Genomic DNA, 16963 nt, shown 5'->3' with positions numbered 1-16963 from the left:
CTTTGTTGGCTTTGTGGCGATCACAATCTGGTATCGCCACAAAGCCCAATCAATAGCAACGGCTAGATTACAAAGTTCAAGAAAAATTAATGGATCTGAATACGCACTTCAGGCCTGCTTCACACGCGTGTCCGGGTGCAAAGCCGTGCCCAGAATGTGATCCGCCCGGTGAATGACATGATGCGCCTGTCCAACGATCAACGGGTCTGGTTCTGACACAAGTTTGGTATCTTTGCCCGGATAATCCAACGAGTTCAGAAAATGCATCATGCAATTGATCCGCGCACGCTTTTTGTCGTTGGATTTGATCACCGTCCAAGGGGCATCGGCGGTGTCAGTATAGAAAAACATCGCCTCCTTTGCTTCGGTATAATCTGACCACTTGTTCAGGCTGGCCTTATCGATGGGCGACAGCTTCCACCGTTTCAGCGGATCAGTTTCGCGAGCGTCAAACCGACATTTCTGTTCATCTTGCGTGACCGAAAACCAATATTTATAAAGCTGAATACCCGACCGCACCATCATCCGCTCCATCTCTGGCGTCTGGCGCATGAACTCCAGGTATTCGTTAGGCTGGCAAAATCCCATTACCCGCTCAACACCCGCACGATTGTACCAAGACCGGTCATACAAAACCATCTCACCTGTGGTTGGCAAATGCTGAATATAGCGCTGAAAGTACCACTGCCCACGCTCTTTATCGGTGGGTTTATTCAATGCCACCACCCGCGCCAGACGCGGATTCAGATGCTCCATGAACCGTTTGATTGCGCCACCCTTGCCAGCGGCATCGCGCCCTTCAAACAACAATACAAACTTCTGCCCAGTTTCCTGCGCCCAATGTTGTACTTTCAACAATTCGGCCTGCAAAGCGGCCTTCAGTTCCTCATATTCCTTACGCGACATCTTGGTTGTGTAGGGATAGACGCCATTTTCAAAGGCATGCCGCACCTCCTCAGGCTTAACCTGAATTGGCTCCTGATTGGCGGGTTTCGTGGTGCTTCCCTGCGGTTGCGGTTTTACTGCTTTTGTCTTCACTGTCGCTGTCATAATCGTCTCCTCACATCCTCAAATCAATTCATGCAAATATGGTGCGGACACGTTGACCAATGTTCCCCGTCAACGCGTCCATTCCAAATCTCGTCCTCTTCAAGCAGACAGCAGGCGATAGATCTCATCTTTGAGCGCGCCACGCTTCTTGCGCATATCAACCTCGGTCAACTCCTCCACCGGCTCCACATTCGTCTCGGCCCGGTGCACGGCACGATTGATCTCGTGATACTCCTCCGTCAAACGCGCAAAATGCGTATCACTCTGTTTCAGATCAGCAATCTTTGCCGCAAGTTCCGGAAATTCTTCAGCTAACTCATGAGGGGTATGAGACATGTTCACTCCTGTCGCTTCATTTCTTCGCAACTATAATTCGCTTTCGGTCAGCCCACATTGATCAGGGTCAAACATTCTCCAATTATTCTTCTGATCTCATTGGCGATCTCCCGCTTGCCCAACCCGGCCCACAATGGTCTAATGCCACCAAGCAAAAGCAAAATGAGCAGCCCATGACCGACCTCCTCGAGGGCACCGCGCCCGAGACCTACGACGCCTCTTCCATTGAAGTGCTGGAGGGGCTGGAACCCGTTCGCAAACGCCCCGGCATGTACATCGGCGGCACGGATGAGCGCGCGTTACACCATCTGGTGGCTGAGGTTCTCGATAACTCGATGGACGAGGCGGTCGCCGGTCACGCCAACCGGATTGAGGTAGAGCTGCACGAGGATTACTCCGTCACCATCCGCGACAACGGCCGCGGCATCCCGGTTGATCCCCATCCCAAGTTCCCCGACAAATCCGCGCTAGAGGTGATCCTGTGCACCCTGCACGCAGGCGGAAAATTCAGCGGCAAGGCCTACCAAACCTCGGGCGGTCTGCACGGGGTCGGGGCCTCGGTCGTGAACGCGCTCTCGGATTCCATGGTCGTCCAAGTCGCCCGCAACAAGGAACTCTATGAGCAACGCTTTTCACGCGGCATCCCGCAGGGCCCGGTGGAAAAAGTCGGCGCCGCCCCCAACCGCCGCGGCACCACGGTAACCTTCCACGCCGATGAACAAATCTTTGGCCATCACCGGTTCAAACCCGCCCGCCTGTTCAAATCGATCCGCTCCAAGGCCTACCTCTTCTCAGGCGTCGAAATTCGTTGGAAATCCGCCATTGCCGACGGCGACACCCCGCAAGAGGCGACATTCCACTTCCCCGGCGGCCTCAGCGACTACCTTAAGGAAACCCTTGGTTCCGCCTCAACCTATGCCGACGCGCCGTTTGCGGGCACCGTTGATTTCAACGAGAAATTCAACACCCCCGGCAAGGTCGAATGGGCGATCAACTGGACACCCGCACGCGACGGCTTCATCCAATCCTACTGTAACACCGTCCCCACGCCCGAGGGCGGCACGCATGTCGCTGGCTTCTGGGCTGCCATCCTCAAGGGCATCAAGGCGTATGGCGAGCTAGTCTCCAACAAAAAGGCCGCGCAGATCACCCGCGATGACCTGATGACCGGCGGCTGCGCATTGGTCAGCTGCTTCATCAGCGAGCCAGAATTCGTCGGCCAGACCAAAGACCGCCTTGCCACGGTCGAAGCACAGCGACTGGTTGAAAACTCGGTTCGCGACCACTTTGACAACTGGCTCGCCTCTGACACCAAATCAGCCGGGGCCATCCTTGATTTTCTGGTCCTGCGGGCCGAGGAACGCCTGCGCCGCCGCCAAGAAAAAGAAACCCAGCGCAAGTCTGCCACCAAAAAACTGCGCCTGCCCGGCAAGCTGACCGATTGTTCGTCAAAAGACCGCGAAGGCACCGAGCTGTTTATTGTGGAGGGCGACAGCGCCGGTGGCTCTGGCAAAGGCGCGCGCAACCGTAAAACGCAGGCACTACTGCCGCTCAAGGGTAAGATCCTCAACGTGTTGGGTGCGGCCAGCTCAAAACTGGGCACCAATGCGGAAATTTCCGACCTGTGTGAAAGCCTTGGTTGCGGCATGGGCACCAAGTTCAACATCGACGATCTGCGCTATGAAAAGATCATCATCATGACCGACGCCGACGTCGATGGCGCGCATATCGCATCATTGCTGATGACCTTCTTCTTCACCCAGATGCGCCCGCTCATCGATGCCGGGCATTTGTATCTGGCCTGTCCCCCGCTCTACCGTCTGACCCAAGGGGCGAAACGGGTCTACGTGGCCAATGACGCGGAAAAAGACGCGCTGATGGAAAAGGGTCTGGGCGGCAAGGGCAAGATCGACATGCAGCGCTTTAAGGGTCTTGGTGAAATGGACGCCAAAGACCTCAAAGAAACCACCATGGACCCCGCAACCCGCAAGCTGATCCGCGTCACTATTGATGAGGATGAACCGGGCGAAACCGCCGATCTGGTCGAACGCCTGATGGGCAAAAAACCCGAACTGCGGTTTGAATACATTCAGGAGAACGCCCGTTTTGTGGAGGAGTTGGATGTTTGAGTGATAAGACAACTAGTTTCCAAAATTATACTCCTCCTGACCTAACACCGGCACAAAGCGGCGTTGCCGCTGAAAAGCAGAGTAGTGAGGTGGAAATATTAGACAATTTCACTGAAGGCCCGTTTTCAGATAGGCCCCTTGCCCTTAAATTAAGTGAACTAGGCGACAGAAATTCTGGAACTTTTGGCGGCCGGGTTTCAACGCAGATAACCGTCGCGGCATATCTCCAACTTGAAAGAGAGTTGGCTGAAAGAAAGGCCGAAATAACGGATAATAGAAATGATATCCACGACTTAATCGACCAAAAAACAGAATTGAAAATCGCCTTGGCTAAAAAGCAAAGCGAAACTCAATCATTAGGGAAAGTTAACTGGATCTGCACTGCAATTTATGCACTAGCAACGTTGCTAATTAGTATTGGATCGTCGGATTTCGAAAATGACCAAGGGAAGGTTATTCTAATTGTGGGCTGTTTGCTTTTTTTAATCGGCTTCGCCACCCCATTAATTCACTCGCGGGGCTCCAACAATGATTGACCCTATAAAAATTGAAGGCGTCACAGATAGAGGGATAGGAAACTCAGAACGTGTTGTGATGCGAGCACAAACCTACTGTGACTTAGGACACTATTGGATTGGGTTAGGCATGCGACAATCGCAAAATTCTGTTTTCCCAATCAATGATAATTTGTTTTGGTTAGGTAAAGGTCTCATTCAACCCGGCGATTGGATTTTCTTGTACACGGGATGGGGACAGCCAACGACGACAGATATCCCCAGTCAAACGAACAAGATTTATACATTCTACTGGAAGCGAGATAGAGTTCTTTTTCAATCCCCGGAAATTTTTCCCTATCTTATCAATGCTCCACGCGTGGGGTTGCCAAATGAAATGTATCAAAATGCGTTACCCTCACCAAATGAGTAAATGGTTGGCTTTCGCGGTGTAAACTTCAAACAATTTCCCTCATAGCACGACCGCGGGCGGAGGCGAAACACCCGCCCATGGCGGCGGTCGGGCGCTGGCCGTGCCGCAAGCGCCACGGCTGGAGTTTTCGTAGGGTGGATTTTCATCCCGCCACCCACAAACAAAAAAGGTGGGCAAACTGCCCACCCTACGTATCATCCGATCAAAGCTTAAACTCAATCGTTGTATTTAACCGCTTCGCCAGAACCATTACGCACACCCCAGCTTAGCGCGCCAACATGGACTTTGCTGATCTTGGTGTTAATCACCGCATCCGCGCCGATCTTGGCTGCTTCTTGTTTCAGTTTCGCGGTCACCAGTTCAGGTGTCGGGCTGGGGTGAAAGGCGGTTGTTTTGTTCACCGCAACCTTCAGGTCAGTGATCTTGGTATAGGGGCGGCCGGGCGAATTGCTGGTGGTGACCAGCACGTCTTCGGCCTTGGTTGGGGCGCCGGGATCGACCAATTGCTGCGTATCAACATTCGAATGCGACCATGTTGAACCGCAAGCGCTCAACATAACGGCGGCACAGCACATAAGGGTAAATTGTTTAATCATTAGTGGTACTCCGTCTGAGTGTTTTCTTAGCCCCACCTCTCCCTATGGGTGAATCATCAGCGTCGCAATCGCATTTCTGGAGTGATCGCAACAAAAAAGGGCGGGCACGGTGCCCACCCTTCCAATTTCACGATTTACGTACATAACCCGCGTACAACCTGTACAGCCTGTACGTTTATCCCGCCGCGATGATGGCGTTGATCTTGTCCAATGTGGCCACGTTCACGGCCACACCCGCCTCGCGGTTGACCTTACGTTTACCTGTGCGGCCATCACCCGGAATATGCGCGCCGTCTTGCGCACGGATCGCACCGATAAGGTCTTGAATTCGCTCAGCAAAGAACCCACCTGACGTGGCACCCGGATCAATCGCCATAAAGAATTGCCCAGTTTTTGGCGGCCCGCCTGCGGTGCCGGAAAATGGTGACGCATGAATACCCAATGTGGCCCCGGCCAATGCCGCCGCCATCACCTCAGTCACCAGTGCAACCCCAACACCCTTGTATCCACCGGACGGTGCCATTGACCCTTTCAACCCAACATTTGGGTCTGTTGTTGGGTTTCCGTCCATATCTAGTGCCCAACCAACAGGAATAGCCTTACCCTCGCGGGCGTGTTTCATCACCTCGGACTTGGCAATCGTGCTGGCACTTTGGTCGATCAGCAGCGCAGGTTCGCCGTCACCGCCCGGCACAGCCAGTGAAAACGGGTTGGTACCAACCACAGGTTTTGACCCGCCTGATGGTGCGATGGATGCCGGCGCGTTAGTGAACCCCAAACCGACCATGCCAGCCTGCGCCAGACGGTAGGTATGATAGCCCAGAACGCCGCAGTTATAGCTGTTGTTGATTGCCAGCGCAGCGATACCTTGCTCTTTCGCAGCATCGATAAGCTTTTGAAATCCCATATCAATTGCCGAATGGGCAAAACCGGTGGCGGCATCAACTGTCACCACACCCGGACGGGGTTGCGCCATCACAGGCTTGGCTTGACCATCCACTTTACCGCATTGAACATGCTCGCAATAGATCGGGATATAGGCCAGACCGTGGCTGGCCACACCGTCCGCTTCGGTCGCTGCGGTGGCCACGGCCAAGGGTTTCGCGTTTTCCTCGGACGTGCCGGCAACCATCAGAGCCTTCAGTGAAAGCGCCTCGATCTCAGCCAAGCTAAGTGTTTGTGTATCAGTCATATTTTCCTCGGATCAATCGTTGTCAGATAGGCCAGCACCGGCACCCAGCAGGCGCGACTCTTCAGTGGCAGGGGCATAGGTGCGGTGGGCAAATTTGTTCAATGTCGCCCAAACATCCTGTGTCGGGACACCACGCGTATGTCTTGGCAGGGCCAAATCCATCTTGGTTTGCAATCGCACCGTCACCTTGGTGCCATGCCTCGGCAAGGGTTCATCAAGATATAGCTCTGGGCCGTTTGTCGTGGCAAAAACCTCGTCACACTCTAATTCAACAAACCGACCAAGGCGAATGGCCACACGAGAGGCAAATGGCAAAAGCAGCGCAGGATAGGCAACTTCGCTTAAGATAATCTCATCTGTGGTCAAATCATGCGCGCAGTCAGATAAGGCCGCCCCAGCTGTCAATGGGCAAAGGGTCGACTTGGCGCTCCATTGCCCAGACAGGTCCTGCGGTCGGTGGTCTGCCAAGGTTTTTCCATCGATTTGACCAAGAAACCCAGCCAAAGCAGCACAACCATCTTGCCCTTGAATGCACAACCAACGCGCCGCTTTTCCGGCCTCTTCAGCCATGCCCCAGCTATAACCGGCACCACGCGCCGCTTTTTTGGACGTGGCTTCAATCTCGTTCAGGGAATAGTTCATGTTGGCATCTCCGGGTAGACCCACAGATCGGCGTTTTCGACAGTCAATTCATCAGGATAAGGCGCACCAGCATACATGCAGATACGCAGCCAGCGATCCGAGCGCGGATCAAAATGAGTGGCACCAAAGAACGACAATTTACAGCGCAGCATATCAATCGGCATGATATCACAGCTAATCGTATTATCCTGAATTTCACCATAAGGCGCGATTGGGCGGATCTGGACGCGGCGCACAGTATGACGATGTTCAGGGTGCTGCAGCAAGAAATCTGCGACGCGTTTTTTTCCATCCCAATGAGAAAGCGCCGCATGGGCACGAGCCGCATCGCGCGCCGGCGCCAGAGGCTGCTCATATTCTTGGATCGGCTCATCAAAGCGTTCACCCAGACGTGGTTCCAGCTTTTCTTCGGACACGTACCATGCGCGGGCACAGTGTTCTTGCGCATCCCAATCTTTGTCCAAGGCCCAGCCAAATTGTTCAACCAGCATTGATCGCAGATCGTCGACGCTCATTGATCCATCAATATAGAAAACATCCATATTCTGATTGGCCATGCTACGGCCCAGATCATCAACAATATGTCCGTAAGGCTCCAGCATAAGCGAGGCGACAAGTTCTTGCCCTTCTTCGCTGAGTGTCTCTTCAGACCATTCGATCAAACGATTCCATGGATGGTCATTGGTCAAATCAACTGCTGCCAGATGACCAGTAACCTTATCCAGATCAGCCCGCAGCGCCGCCAGTTTTTCCAGCTGTGTCGGGTGTTTAGAGTGCCACCATGAAATAGAAAGCTTACTGCGTTCATAGATACTACGGAAATGATCGCTCTCTTCTGATGAGGCAACTTCAAGGGACCGCACACGTGAAATCGCATCTTCGCGCGCCATGATCCAGTTGTTTAACAGAACCGGATGGTTCACCAGATAGGGTGCCATGCCAAGACCGGTAGAGTTACCAATGCCCAGCCAGCGGGCAATATCCGGGTCAAGATCGACAGTTTGTTTGCCACCTTTCACCTGGGCCATATGCTGTACCAGATCACGAATAAATCCGCGGGTCAGATAGACCGACAGCATTTCTGCCTGAAACGGCGAATGCATTTCTTCGCGCTCTGCGATAACCTCGCGATCAGCGGCACCCAGTTTTCCCGATCCGTAAACCGCACTGGTCCGCATCAGATAGCCAACGCTATGGATCTGTTCCAGATCCGGCTGTTTACCGCTAGCAAGCGCGTCCACCACATGCGCCCAAAGACGAACAGAGCGGTTAGCGCGTGAAACAGAGATTTCGTTTTCGCTGACACGGCCCGCTTCTTGTAACGGAACATTATGCGACAGGCGTTCAACGTCTTCAGCGGTAGGAATGCCATCAAACAACGTGAATGTAGCATCCCATGCCGTAGCAATCACACGGTCTGAGCGCATTTCGGGTGGCAAATCATGGGCGAAAGCAACCAAGGAATACGCACGCTCTGGCCCTTGCGCGGTGTACACCGCACGACCGACACCATTTTCATCAATATCAAAAACAGATCGTGAAAAAGACCAGTTCTCCCGCGCCAAACGGCGCGTCAGCTGCCGCATGAAGCTTAAGCGACATTGATGCAGCGACCCTAACCGTGACAAGCGCATCATGGTTTCAGGGTCACGTCTGGCAATGTGTGTCTGAGCGATTGCTTCCATATAAGTATTACCCTTGCGGTCCGAAGTTTTCTGCGAAGAACCGATACCAGTTCTTACCCATAATGCCTGCGACCTCGGCGTCGTTCATACCGACATCGCGCAGCCCTTGCTCAATGTTGCCAAAGTGGCGGTTGTCTTCAAACCAACTTGGCATTGGCGGAAAGCCTGCATTACTTGCCGAACCTTCGCCGTAGTCGATTTCTTTGGTCCAACGACCAACGCGCATCCACTCAACAATACTGTCGGGCTGATCCTGACACAGATCTGTGCCAATCCCCAGATGCTCTGCGCCGTATTTCTCAGCGGTGTCCGCAATCATCTGGCAGAAGCTTTCCAAAGTGCAGTCGCCTTTACCCTTGAGGTGATGAGGGTAGACCGAAAAGCCGAACATGCCACCGTTTTCAGTAACTGCACAGATGACGTCGTCTTTTTTGTTGCGCAGCGCGGGCGACCATTCATGTGGGTTCGCATGAGTGATGGCAATCGGGCGCTCAGACAGGTCCGCCGCCTCAATTGTAGAACGGTCCGCCGAATGGCTCATGTCGACCACCAGACCAACACGGTTCATCTCTTTGATGACCTGCTTGCCCATACGGGTGATGCCCATGTCTTCGGCCTCATAACAGCCGGTCGCTAGCAGCGATTGGTTGTTATAGGTCAGCTGCATGAAACGTGCGCCGAGGGTATGCACGATTTCCACCAGCCCAATGTCGTCTTCGATCGGGCTGGGGTTTTGAAAGCCAAAGAAAACAGCCGTGCGGCCGGTTTCCCTGGCTTTATCGATATCGCTGGCCCACTGCCCCTTCATGATCAGATCAGGGAACTGTTCAAACCAACGGTTCCACTTTTCAAAGTTCAGAACCGTTTCACGAAAATTCTCATGATAAGAGATGGTGACGTGGATTGCATCCACATCACCTTCACGAAGTTGGCGGAAAACCTTTTCCGACCAGTTGACATATTGCAGGCCATCGATCCGCATTATGCTGGCTTTCCGGCTGCAATATATGCGGTTTTTACAGTGGTGTAGAATTCAGCCGCTGCTTTACCCTGTTCGCGTGGCCCGTAAGAGCTGTCGCCGCGACCACCGAATGGCACGTGATAGTCTGTACCGGCTGTTGGCAGGTTCACGGTCACAACGCCGGTCCGTGCATTGCGACGGAAGTGCGTAGCACGTGCCAAGCTTTGCGTCACGATGCCCGATGTGAGGCCGAAGTTTGTATCGTTCACAACGCTCAGCGCTTCGTCATAGCTGCCCACTTTGATGACAGATGTCAGCGGCGCAAACATTTCTTCGCGGTTGATACGCATGTTGTTGTTGGTGTTCAGGAACACGCCAGGCGACATGTAGTACCCTTCGTGCGGCATATCGAGACGTACACCACCACAGGCCAACTCAGCGCCTTCGGATTTACCCAGATCAACGTAGGCAAGGTTTTCGTTCAGCTGTTGCTCGCTGACAACCGGACCCATCTGAATTCCGGCTTCCTGTGCGTGGCCAACTTTCATCGCCTGTGCGCCGGCAACCAGTTTCTCAACAAAGGCATCATGCACAGCGGCATGAACAACCAGACGTGAAGACGCGGTACATTTTTGACCAGTTGAACCAAACGCGCCACCCAAAGCCACGGAAACAGCCAGATCGATATCGGCGTCATCCATAACGGCCAGAGCGTTCTTGGAACCCATTTCCATCTGAACTTTGGTCAAGTTCTGGATCGCAGCTGTCGCAATCCCTTTGCCCACAGGTACAGAACCTGTGAAGGAAATCGCGTTGACCTTTGGGCTTTCGACCAGACGTTGACCGATCGACCGACCGGCGCCCACAACCAAGCTGAACAATCCTTTAGGGATGTCCTGACGATTGATGATCTCTGTCAGAGCAACGGCAGACGCCGGTGTGATGTTTGCGGGTTTCCAAACAACCGCGTTACCATAGCAAAGCGCAGGTGCGATTTTCCACGACGCTGTCGCAGTTGGAAAGTTCCATGGGCTGATGATGGCAACTACGCCAACAGCTTCGCGGCGCACATCAACTTCGATGTCTGGGCGCACGGAATCGGCGTTTTCGCCAAGCTGACGCAGAACTTCAGCAGCGTAATATGTAAAGAACTGACCAGCGCGGAAAACTTCGCCTTTGCCTTCTGCAATTGGCTTACCTTCTTCGCGGCTCAGCAATGTGCCCAGCTCTTCGGCGCGTGCCATCAGCTCGTTACCGATGTTCATCAGAACATTTTGCTTGCGCTCAAGGCCGTAGGCCGCCCATTCACGTTGCGCAACTTGGGCTTGATCCAAAGTTTGCTCCAACTGATCAGTGCTGGCCTGTGCAAACATGCCAACCAGATCGCTGAGGTCCGATGGGTTACGGTTTTCGATTTCGCTCTCGCCAGCGGCCCATTCGCCAGCAATAAGGTTCAGTTGCGTTGCAGACATCGTCGACTCCGGAAATTTAGGATTTGAAAAATAGATGGACTCTGAAGCTACCATCAGTCAAATTCAAACTGCTGAATGGAATTTCAATAAAACTGAAATATGACAATCAAGATCGAAATGCTGAGATGTTTCTGCACCGTGGTGCAGGCCGGGAACCTGTCCGAAGCGGCAAACCGTCTGGGTCGCACCCAGTCTGCGGTATCGATGACCCTAAAGCAACTACAAGACCATCTGGGCGAACGCCTATTTGAAACTGAACGGAAAAACCGCCTGTCGCCATTTGGAGAGCAAGTCTTTGATCTGGCGCAAAAACAGCTTCAGCAGTTTGATCACACAGTCCATGCCATTGAAACTTCTGCAGCCTCGCCACATGGGTTAATCCGCATTGTATCTGTCCCTTCGATCGCAGCACATGTCTTTCCAACAGCAATTGAAACCATCAGCCGCAACCATCCCGGCGTGATGATCGAACTGCGCGATACAGACACACATCAGGTGATGGACGCCATGGTGCAGGGTCATGCCGATATTGGCATTGCCTCTGGTCATTTTGTTCTTAACGGCGTGCGCTCCATCCCCCTGTTTGAGGATCGATTCGGCCTGGTCTGTGCCGCCGATCACCCTATGATCAGCGCCCCTGAACCACCAACCATTGCCGACGTGACCTCAAACCGCTTTGTACATAACAACCTATGTGGTCTGATTAAAACACCGGCTTTCCAAGCGGCTGTAGCCGGCGCCGAAATCACTGTGCACAACACCCACTCGTTGATTGCAATGGTACGAAGTGGCAACTGGGTGACGATCCTGCCGCAAACCGTGGTTCAGTTCATGCCAGATGCCTTGGCCTTCCGCGCCATCTCGGATCTGCCCGACAAACGACATGTATACCTCTATGTTCGCGAGCAATCCCGTGACATCAGATTGGCGGAAGAACTGTGCGACTTGATTATCAAAAACCTAAAAGCCTCGGGCCACGCCTCATAACCGCGCCAGTAGATCCCGCTTGGACAGTGTAAAGCCGGACCCGATCCAGAGGTGCTCTAACGCGTCCAGCTTTGCCCCCAACGCCGCCCCGGAATATTCTGGCATCAAATCAACAGCTGAGATTGGAAACTTTTGTTCCGCCGCATCCTTGATCATTTTCAGCTGACTGGTTTCCACCGGTTGTTGTAGCAAGGCACTGCGTAACAACAGAATATCAGCGCCCGATTTGTGCCCGTAACGGTATCCGGCTTCCGCAAAACCAACACTATCTCGACTGACCTTTGTCAATACTTGCAGCTCGCGCACCTGTGTTTTGCTAATCCGCAGCTGTTCCTGAACGTTTTGACCACCGATGTAGGCCAAGCGGCGAATTGGATCGGGGCCGATACCCAGATCCTCTTCCAATTTGATTAGAACCGAAAGCGCATCACATTGCGCGCCTGACAGGATCGCTTGCAATACACCGGTGATCTGCATCGCCGCCACAGATGGCGCCGGATTATCCGCAGACAGCAGCTTGAGCATCTCACTGCCGATACGCTCTTTTGAAACTTGCATCAGACCTTCGACATTACCTGCCACGGCAGCCAACCCATCAGCATCTAACCCTTCGGCCGGGTCGCCATACCAGGCATGAAACCGGAAAAGCCGCAAGATCCGCAGGTAATCTTCCTGAATGCGTTTCTCAGGGTCATGAATAAAACGGACCCGGCGCGCCTGAAGGTCAGGTAAACCATCAAGTGGATCAACAACAGTACCCTCCGGATCGGCATAAAGCGCATTCATGGTAAAATCGCGCCGCACAGCATCCTCGACCATGCTGTTGGAAAACGTCACCTCAGCATGGCGACCATTGGTTCGAACATCTTTGCGAAAAGTCGTGATTTCATAGGGCACGCCATCGCTGATGACGGTCACTGTGCCATGTTCAATCCCCGTTGGGATAGCTTTCAAGCCAGCGCTTTTGGCCAAGAACAAAACGGTTTCCGGACGTGCATCTGTTGAAATATCTAGGTCATTGACCGGCGCCCCAAACAGCGCGTTGCGCACGCAGCCACCCACGAAAAAAACCTGGTGCTGATTGGACGCCAGCATTTGGCAAACCACTTGCGACGCATGTGATTTGATCCAGTCGGCTTCAATCTTCATGGTTCACCGCAAGTTCTGCCAATGTTCTCAGCATCCGGGCCGTCGCACCCCAAATGTAATACGGCCCATAAGGCACGGTATAATAACGACGCAACGTCCCCTGCCAATAGCGCCCTTCAACGATGAAATTGTCCGGGTTGAGCGCATGATTAAGCGGCACTGAAAACACTTCATCCACTTCACCGGGTTCAGCCACAGGGGTAAAATCACCCTTAATCAACCCCACAATCGGGGTCACGGTAAAGCTGGTGACAGTTTCATGTGGCTGCAGGCTGCCCAGAACCTCAACAGTATCCTGGCTCAATCCAATCTCTTCCCAAGATTCACGCAGCGCCGTGGCAATCAAGTCTGCATCGTCGGGGTCCTGTTTGCCACCCGGAAAGGCAATTTGCCCGGGGTGATGCTTCAATGCCGATGATCGCTTGGTCAGGATTAACTGGGCTTTCGACCCATCCATGTAGATCGGTACAAGCACAGCCGCCGGTCGCAATTTGCGGCCAGCCGGAAGTTTCACATCTGGATTAAGATCATAATCAGACGACAGATTTCCGCCATGGCGGATAGCTTTCAGGATTGGCTGAAGTACATCAGCTGTCACTTGATGGCTCTTCCGCCTCAAAACCCACCGTTTTGGGGTCAAGTATGTAATGCGCACTGCAGAACTGACAATCCGCCGTAACCAGCCCCTCGGGCGTTGTCATCGTTGCAATGTCCTTCGCCGAATAAATCGACAGGCTGCTACGCACCCGATCCTCGGAACAAGTACAGCCAAAGCGCACCGCTTGTGGATCAAAGACCCGCGGGCCTTCCTCATGGAACAAGCGGACCAACAACTCGGACGGCGAAACCAATGGGCCAATCAGTTCGAGCTCTTCAACCGTGCTGAGCAGCGTATTCGCCCGGGTCCAGTTTTCCCCACCTTCATCATCAATGATATCCTCTGCCGACAGCAGGCCGCCCTCGCCAGAACCACCATCTGTGGCAAACGGCGATGCCTTTGGCATGTGCTGCAGCATGATACCGCCCGCGCGCCAATGTTCGGCGCTATCGCCTTCGGTTGATTTACCAAAACTCAACGCAAAACTGGTCGGCAACTGCTCAGATTGCGCAAAATACGCCTCGGCGCATTCGCTAAGGCTCGATCCAGCAATTGGCGTGATCCCCTGATAGGGTTCAGTGCCTTCGCCCTGGTCGATCAAAACTGCAAAATACCCTTCACCCAACTGCTCAAACGGCAGCGCATCGGTGATCCTGTCTGGATCATAACTTGCATAGGCCCGGATTCGGGCGGCATCGCCCTCTTTCGCAGGGGCGTAGTAATCCGTCGCGATCATCCGCACGGCACCTTTGGTCTGCACTTGCAGCGAAAGTTTCCAGCGCAACTTGATGGCCTGCCCGATCAATGCCGTCAGCAACGCCATTTCGGCAACCAACGCCTCAACCTGTTCCGGATAGTTATGTTGCCTTAAAATACCATCCAACACGCCATCGAGACGGGCAACCCGGCCACGGGTGTCTGATTTATCCAACTGAAACGGAAGTACCGTGTCGTCCCAGGTAATTTTTTGTCCAAGTGTCATCGGGGGTATCCTTAAGCGCCAAAACTTGGCATATCGCGACTATATAAGTTCGGCAAGCCACAGACCAAGAGCCTATTACATGATTCGACGTTTTGGAGAGCAACCTAATCCAGAAAAAAGGTACACACCGCGCCCCGGTGTCTACGCGATCCTGCCACGCGATGGGCAATTACTGGTCACCTTACAAAAAGAACCTGAGCCCGAATTACAACTGCCCGGCGGTGGTATCGACCCCGGTGAATCCCCGATTGAAGCTCTGCACCGAGAAGTGCATGAAGAAACCGGTTGGAGCATCGCACACCCGCGTCGGTTGGGGGCCTTTCGGCGTTTTGTATATATGCCTGAATACGATATGTGGGCTGAAAAAATTTGCATGATTTATATGGCGCGACCCGCCCGTCAAATTGCGCCACCCCGCGAAGCCGGACACATTCCGCTTTGGCTCGCCCCAGAGGTCGCTGCGCGCGAGCTGGGAAATGACGGGGATCGTCACTTTGTCAGCCTGTTTTCTAAGCTGTTTTGAATTCTAGCAAAATCGCAGACACATCGTCCGCAAAGTTTTTCCCTCCAGCGTAGTCTGACATGCGCCAAATCAGTGATTCCAGACAAGATACGCCCTTGGCTTGTCGTAAAGCGATCAGCATTTCGGACAACCCCGCATCATCCAATATTTTACCCTTAGGGTCAGCACATTCAGTCACGCCATCTGAATGAATCATCAGCCGATCACCGGCAGACATGATAAGTTCGGTATCCTCATACTCAGCTCCATCAATCAAACCGACGGGCAGTCCACCCGTTCCTTTCATTTCGACCTGGCCGTTCGCCGTTTGCAAAGCTGGGCACGGATGACCAGCCTGTGCAAATACAACCCGGCCTGTGCTCAGGTCCACATCCGCCAACAGCAGCGTAAAATAGTGCTCCGTTTCCAATTCATTCAAAATCAGCTGATTTAGAGCCGCAATTGTTTCACAGGGCCGGCGTGGTACAAATAGCCCATCTTCCGTTTTTCGCATGGCAATATTCTGTTCCGGCGACGGCGAAAGGTACCCTGCCAAACGTGCCGTCATCAGTGCAGAACTGATACCATGGCCCGAAACATCAATACCATACAGACCAATGCGATTATCGCTAATCGGATAAGTTCCAACCAAATCACCGCCGACATGCCCACTTGACCGTAAGATCAGTGATACCTCTGCCGGACCAAAGTCTCGATAACGTTCACTGACCAATGATTGCTGTAATTTGCGCGCTTCAAGCAAGTCACTGTCCAACGCATCATAGAGGGTTTGCAGCTCATCCAGCGTTGACTTGATCAGGCGGTTTTTCTCATTCAGCTCACGCTCCATCCGCAAAATGCGGTCCCCTGCACTGATGCGCGCACGCAATTCTGCTGAGTTTACAGGCTTAGTTAAAAAGTCATCCGCACCGGCATCCAATCCACTGGCGATATCAGCCTTATCGCTTTTTGAGGTCAAAAGGATGAAATACCCATAACTCTCTCTCTGTAAGCTGCGAAATTCACGGCAAAATTCCAACCCGTCAATGCCCGGCATGATCCAATCACTAATGATTAGATCGGGGCTTGACGTTTTACAGAATTCCAACGCCTCGGCCCCGGTTTTGGCCTCATGTATGACATAGCCCCACCTTTTTAACGAAGCTGTCAAAATGCGGCGTTGCAAGCGACTGTCATCAACAACCAGCACACTACGAATTGCCGCCTCTTCAAGAGCCTTGTCATTTTTATAATCTTGGCAAACCACACACATACCCTCACAAATCGGTCCTTGTTTTTAGACACAGATCATTAAGAGCGTATGAACGTTAAAATTTACCGGATATTTCGCCTGACATTCAGAAATTATTAACATTGCAGAAGGAATGATTGCCCAAAAGGCTATCACATGATCGACTGGAACCGGGTGAACGAACTGCGCGATGAAATTGGCATTGAAGATTTTGACGAAATTGTCAGCCTTTTCTTGGATGAAGTCGAAACTGAAATTACCGGTATCAAACAGCTGGAAACCTATATGGAGCTTGGAGAAAAACTTCACTTTCTCAAAGGCAGCGCTCTGAATTTGGGGTTTGAGGGGTTTGCCCAATTATGTCAGCAGGGCGAAGATGCTGCAGATCGGGGGGACCACGACAAAATTGATCCAGAACTGGTCGTTCAAAGCTATTTCACTTCAAAAACGCTGTTCCTCGGTGGTCTCGAAAACAGATTACCCACCTAACAAAAACCACGACG

At 52.9% G+C, this 16963-nt stretch carries 18 protein-coding genes; 6 read left to right on the top strand and 12 right to left on the bottom strand.

Annotated elements, in window-relative coordinates; all coding sequences use genetic code 11:
• Nucleotides 1-108: 108 nt before the first annotated feature.
• Together ppk2 and D9A02_RS06210 are read right to left on the bottom strand one after the other, a co-directional pair.
• On the bottom strand, nt 109-1050 hold the full coding sequence (ppk2, locus tag D9A02_RS06215) for a polyphosphate kinase 2 (protein WP_120500121.1): 942 nt from the start codon (nt 1048-1050) through the stop codon (nt 109-111).
• Between the two features lie 99 nt (nt 1051-1149).
• Nucleotides 1150-1386, bottom strand: a complete 237-nt coding sequence (locus tag D9A02_RS06210; protein WP_120500120.1) for a YdcH family protein — start codon at nt 1384-1386, stop codon at nt 1150-1152.
• 173 nt (nt 1387-1559) lie between these two features.
• Here D9A02_RS06210 and parE point away from each other — a divergent pair, with 173 nt between their 5' ends.
• From parE to D9A02_RS06195, 3 genes are read left to right on the top strand one after another with little or no spacing between them, the layout of a single operon-like run.
• Nucleotides 1560-3515 carry a DNA topoisomerase IV subunit B gene (gene parE / locus D9A02_RS06205; RefSeq protein WP_120500119.1) on the top strand — a complete coding sequence of 652 codons (1956 nt, stop codon included), beginning with the start codon at nt 1560-1562 and terminating at the stop codon, nt 3513-3515.
• Nucleotides 3512-4051 (top strand): hypothetical protein, encoded by a 540-nt coding sequence (locus D9A02_RS06200; RefSeq protein ID WP_120500118.1) that lies wholly within the window; start codon nt 3512-3514, stop codon nt 4049-4051. The genes parE and D9A02_RS06200 overlap by 4 nt, the downstream gene beginning before the upstream one ends.
• Nucleotides 4044-4442, top strand: a complete 399-nt coding sequence (locus D9A02_RS06195) for a hypothetical protein (protein WP_162932977.1) — start codon at nt 4044-4046, stop codon at nt 4440-4442. The genes D9A02_RS06200 and D9A02_RS06195 overlap by 8 nt, the downstream gene beginning before the upstream one ends.
• A gap of 215 nt (nt 4443-4657) precedes the next feature.
• On the opposite strand, the gene D9A02_RS06190 is transcribed toward D9A02_RS06195, so the two are convergent.
• The 6 genes from D9A02_RS06190 to D9A02_RS06165 all read right to left on the bottom strand — a co-directional run bounded on the left by D9A02_RS06190 (nt 4658) and on the right by D9A02_RS06165 (nt 10990).
• Nucleotides 4658-5038, bottom strand: coding sequence for a hypothetical protein (locus tag D9A02_RS06190; protein WP_120500116.1), 381 nt, complete (start codon nt 5036-5038; stop codon nt 4658-4660).
• Nucleotides 5039-5213: 175 nt separating this feature from the next.
• A complete protein-coding gene (locus D9A02_RS06185) occupies nt 5214-6230 on the bottom strand; it encodes an Ldh family oxidoreductase (protein WP_120500115.1) in 1017 nt (338 codons plus the stop codon).
• Nucleotides 6231-6242: 12 nt separating this feature from the next.
• On the bottom strand, nt 6243-6872 hold the full coding sequence (locus D9A02_RS06180) for a DUF3726 domain-containing protein (protein WP_120500114.1): 630 nt from the start codon (nt 6870-6872) through the stop codon (nt 6243-6245).
• Complete coding sequence (locus tag D9A02_RS06175; protein ID WP_120500113.1) at nt 6869-8557, bottom strand: hypothetical protein; 1689 nt, start codon at nt 8555-8557, stop codon at nt 6869-6871. The genes D9A02_RS06180 and D9A02_RS06175 overlap by 4 nt, the downstream gene beginning before the upstream one ends.
• Before the next feature lie 7 nt (nt 8558-8564).
• Nucleotides 8565-9539, bottom strand: coding sequence for a membrane dipeptidase (locus tag D9A02_RS06170; protein WP_120500112.1), 975 nt, complete (start codon nt 9537-9539; stop codon nt 8565-8567).
• Nucleotides 9539-10990 carry an aldehyde dehydrogenase family protein gene (locus D9A02_RS06165; RefSeq protein WP_120500415.1) on the bottom strand — a complete coding sequence of 484 codons (1452 nt, stop codon included), beginning with the start codon at nt 10988-10990 and terminating at the stop codon, nt 9539-9541. The genes D9A02_RS06170 and D9A02_RS06165 overlap by 1 nt, the downstream gene beginning before the upstream one ends.
• A 99-nt stretch (nt 10991-11089) precedes the next feature.
• Here D9A02_RS06165 and D9A02_RS06160 point away from each other — a divergent pair, with 99 nt between their 5' ends.
• On the top strand, nt 11090-11977 hold the full coding sequence (locus D9A02_RS06160) for a LysR family transcriptional regulator (RefSeq protein WP_120500111.1): 888 nt from the start codon (nt 11090-11092) through the stop codon (nt 11975-11977).
• On the opposite strand, the gene D9A02_RS06155 is transcribed toward D9A02_RS06160, so the two are convergent.
• From D9A02_RS06155 to D9A02_RS06145, 3 genes are read right to left on the bottom strand one after another with little or no spacing between them, the layout of a single operon-like run.
• A complete protein-coding gene (locus D9A02_RS06155) occupies nt 11972-13126 on the bottom strand; it encodes a CCA tRNA nucleotidyltransferase (RefSeq protein ID WP_120500110.1) in 1155 nt (384 codons plus the stop codon). The two genes, D9A02_RS06160 and D9A02_RS06155, sit on opposite strands and share 6 nt — an antisense overlap.
• On the bottom strand, nt 13116-13724 hold the full coding sequence (locus D9A02_RS06150; protein ID WP_120500109.1) for a CoA pyrophosphatase: 609 nt from the start codon (nt 13722-13724) through the stop codon (nt 13116-13118). The genes D9A02_RS06155 and D9A02_RS06150 overlap by 11 nt, the downstream gene beginning before the upstream one ends.
• The gene (locus tag D9A02_RS06145) at nt 13714-14706 is read right to left on the bottom strand and encodes an Hsp33 family molecular chaperone HslO (RefSeq protein ID WP_120500108.1); all 993 of its coding nucleotides are present in this window, start codon (nt 14704-14706) and stop codon (nt 13714-13716) included. The genes D9A02_RS06150 and D9A02_RS06145 overlap by 11 nt, the downstream gene beginning before the upstream one ends.
• 79 nt (nt 14707-14785) lie before the next feature.
• Here D9A02_RS06145 and D9A02_RS06140 point away from each other — a divergent pair, with 79 nt between their 5' ends.
• Nucleotides 14786-15229, top strand: coding sequence for an NUDIX hydrolase (locus D9A02_RS06140; protein WP_120500107.1), 444 nt, complete (start codon nt 14786-14788; stop codon nt 15227-15229).
• Here the strand turns inward: D9A02_RS06140 and D9A02_RS06135 are convergent.
• Nucleotides 15216-16475, bottom strand: a complete 1260-nt coding sequence (locus tag D9A02_RS06135; protein WP_254054563.1) for a PP2C family protein-serine/threonine phosphatase — start codon at nt 16473-16475, stop codon at nt 15216-15218. The two genes, D9A02_RS06140 and D9A02_RS06135, sit on opposite strands and share 14 nt — an antisense overlap.
• A 141-nt stretch (nt 16476-16616) precedes the next feature.
• On the opposite strand from D9A02_RS06135, the gene D9A02_RS06130 reads away from it, so the two are divergent.
• Nucleotides 16617-16949 (top strand): Hpt domain-containing protein, encoded by a 333-nt coding sequence (locus tag D9A02_RS06130; protein ID WP_120500105.1) that lies wholly within the window; start codon nt 16617-16619, stop codon nt 16947-16949.
• Nucleotides 16950-16963 lie beyond the last annotated feature (14 nt).

The organism is Roseovarius sp. EL26 (assembly GCF_900327775.1).
In the GTDB taxonomy this organism is placed as follows: domain Bacteria; phylum Pseudomonadota; class Alphaproteobacteria; order Rhodobacterales; family Rhodobacteraceae; genus Roseovarius.
This window is presented reverse-complemented; position numbering and strand designations above follow the sequence as displayed.

Coding starts and splice junctions, on each gene's coding strand:
- ppk2 (WP_120500121.1), bottom strand. CDS start 1,050: ATGACAGCGACAGTGAAGACAAAAGCAGTAAAACCGCAACCGCAGGGA.
- D9A02_RS06210 (WP_120500120.1), bottom strand. CDS start 1,386: ATGTCTCATACCCCTCATGAGTTAGCTGAAGAATTTCCGGAACTTGCG.
- parE (WP_120500119.1), top strand. CDS start 1,560: ATGACCGACCTCCTCGAGGGCACCGCGCCCGAGACCTACGACGCCTCT.
- D9A02_RS06195 (WP_162932977.1), top strand. CDS start 4,044: ATGATTGACCCTATAAAAATTGAAGGCGTCACAGATAGAGGGATAGGA.
- D9A02_RS06190 (WP_120500116.1), bottom strand. CDS start 5,038: ATGATTAAACAATTTACCCTTATGTGCTGTGCCGCCGTTATGTTGAGC.
- D9A02_RS06185 (WP_120500115.1), bottom strand. CDS start 6,230: ATGACTGATACACAAACACTTAGCTTGGCTGAGATCGAGGCGCTTTCA.
- D9A02_RS06180 (WP_120500114.1), bottom strand. CDS start 6,872: ATGAACTATTCCCTGAACGAGATTGAAGCCACGTCCAAAAAAGCGGCG.
- D9A02_RS06175 (WP_120500113.1), bottom strand. CDS start 8,557: ATGGAAGCAATCGCTCAGACACACATTGCCAGACGTGACCCTGAAACC.
- D9A02_RS06170 (WP_120500112.1), bottom strand. CDS start 9,539: ATGCGGATCGATGGCCTGCAATATGTCAACTGGTCGGAAAAGGTTTTC.
- D9A02_RS06165 (WP_120500415.1), bottom strand. CDS start 10,990: ATGTCTGCAACGCAACTGAACCTTATTGCTGGCGAATGGGCCGCTGGC.
- D9A02_RS06160 (WP_120500111.1), top strand. CDS start 11,090: ATGACAATCAAGATCGAAATGCTGAGATGTTTCTGCACCGTGGTGCAG.
- D9A02_RS06155 (WP_120500110.1), bottom strand. CDS start 13,126: ATGAAGATTGAAGCCGACTGGATCAAATCACATGCGTCGCAAGTGGTT.
- D9A02_RS06145 (WP_120500108.1), bottom strand. CDS start 14,706: ATGACACTTGGACAAAAAATTACCTGGGACGACACGGTACTTCCGTTT.
- D9A02_RS06140 (WP_120500107.1), top strand. CDS start 14,786: ATGATTCGACGTTTTGGAGAGCAACCTAATCCAGAAAAAAGGTACACA.
- D9A02_RS06130 (WP_120500105.1), top strand. CDS start 16,617: ATGATCGACTGGAACCGGGTGAACGAACTGCGCGATGAAATTGGCATT.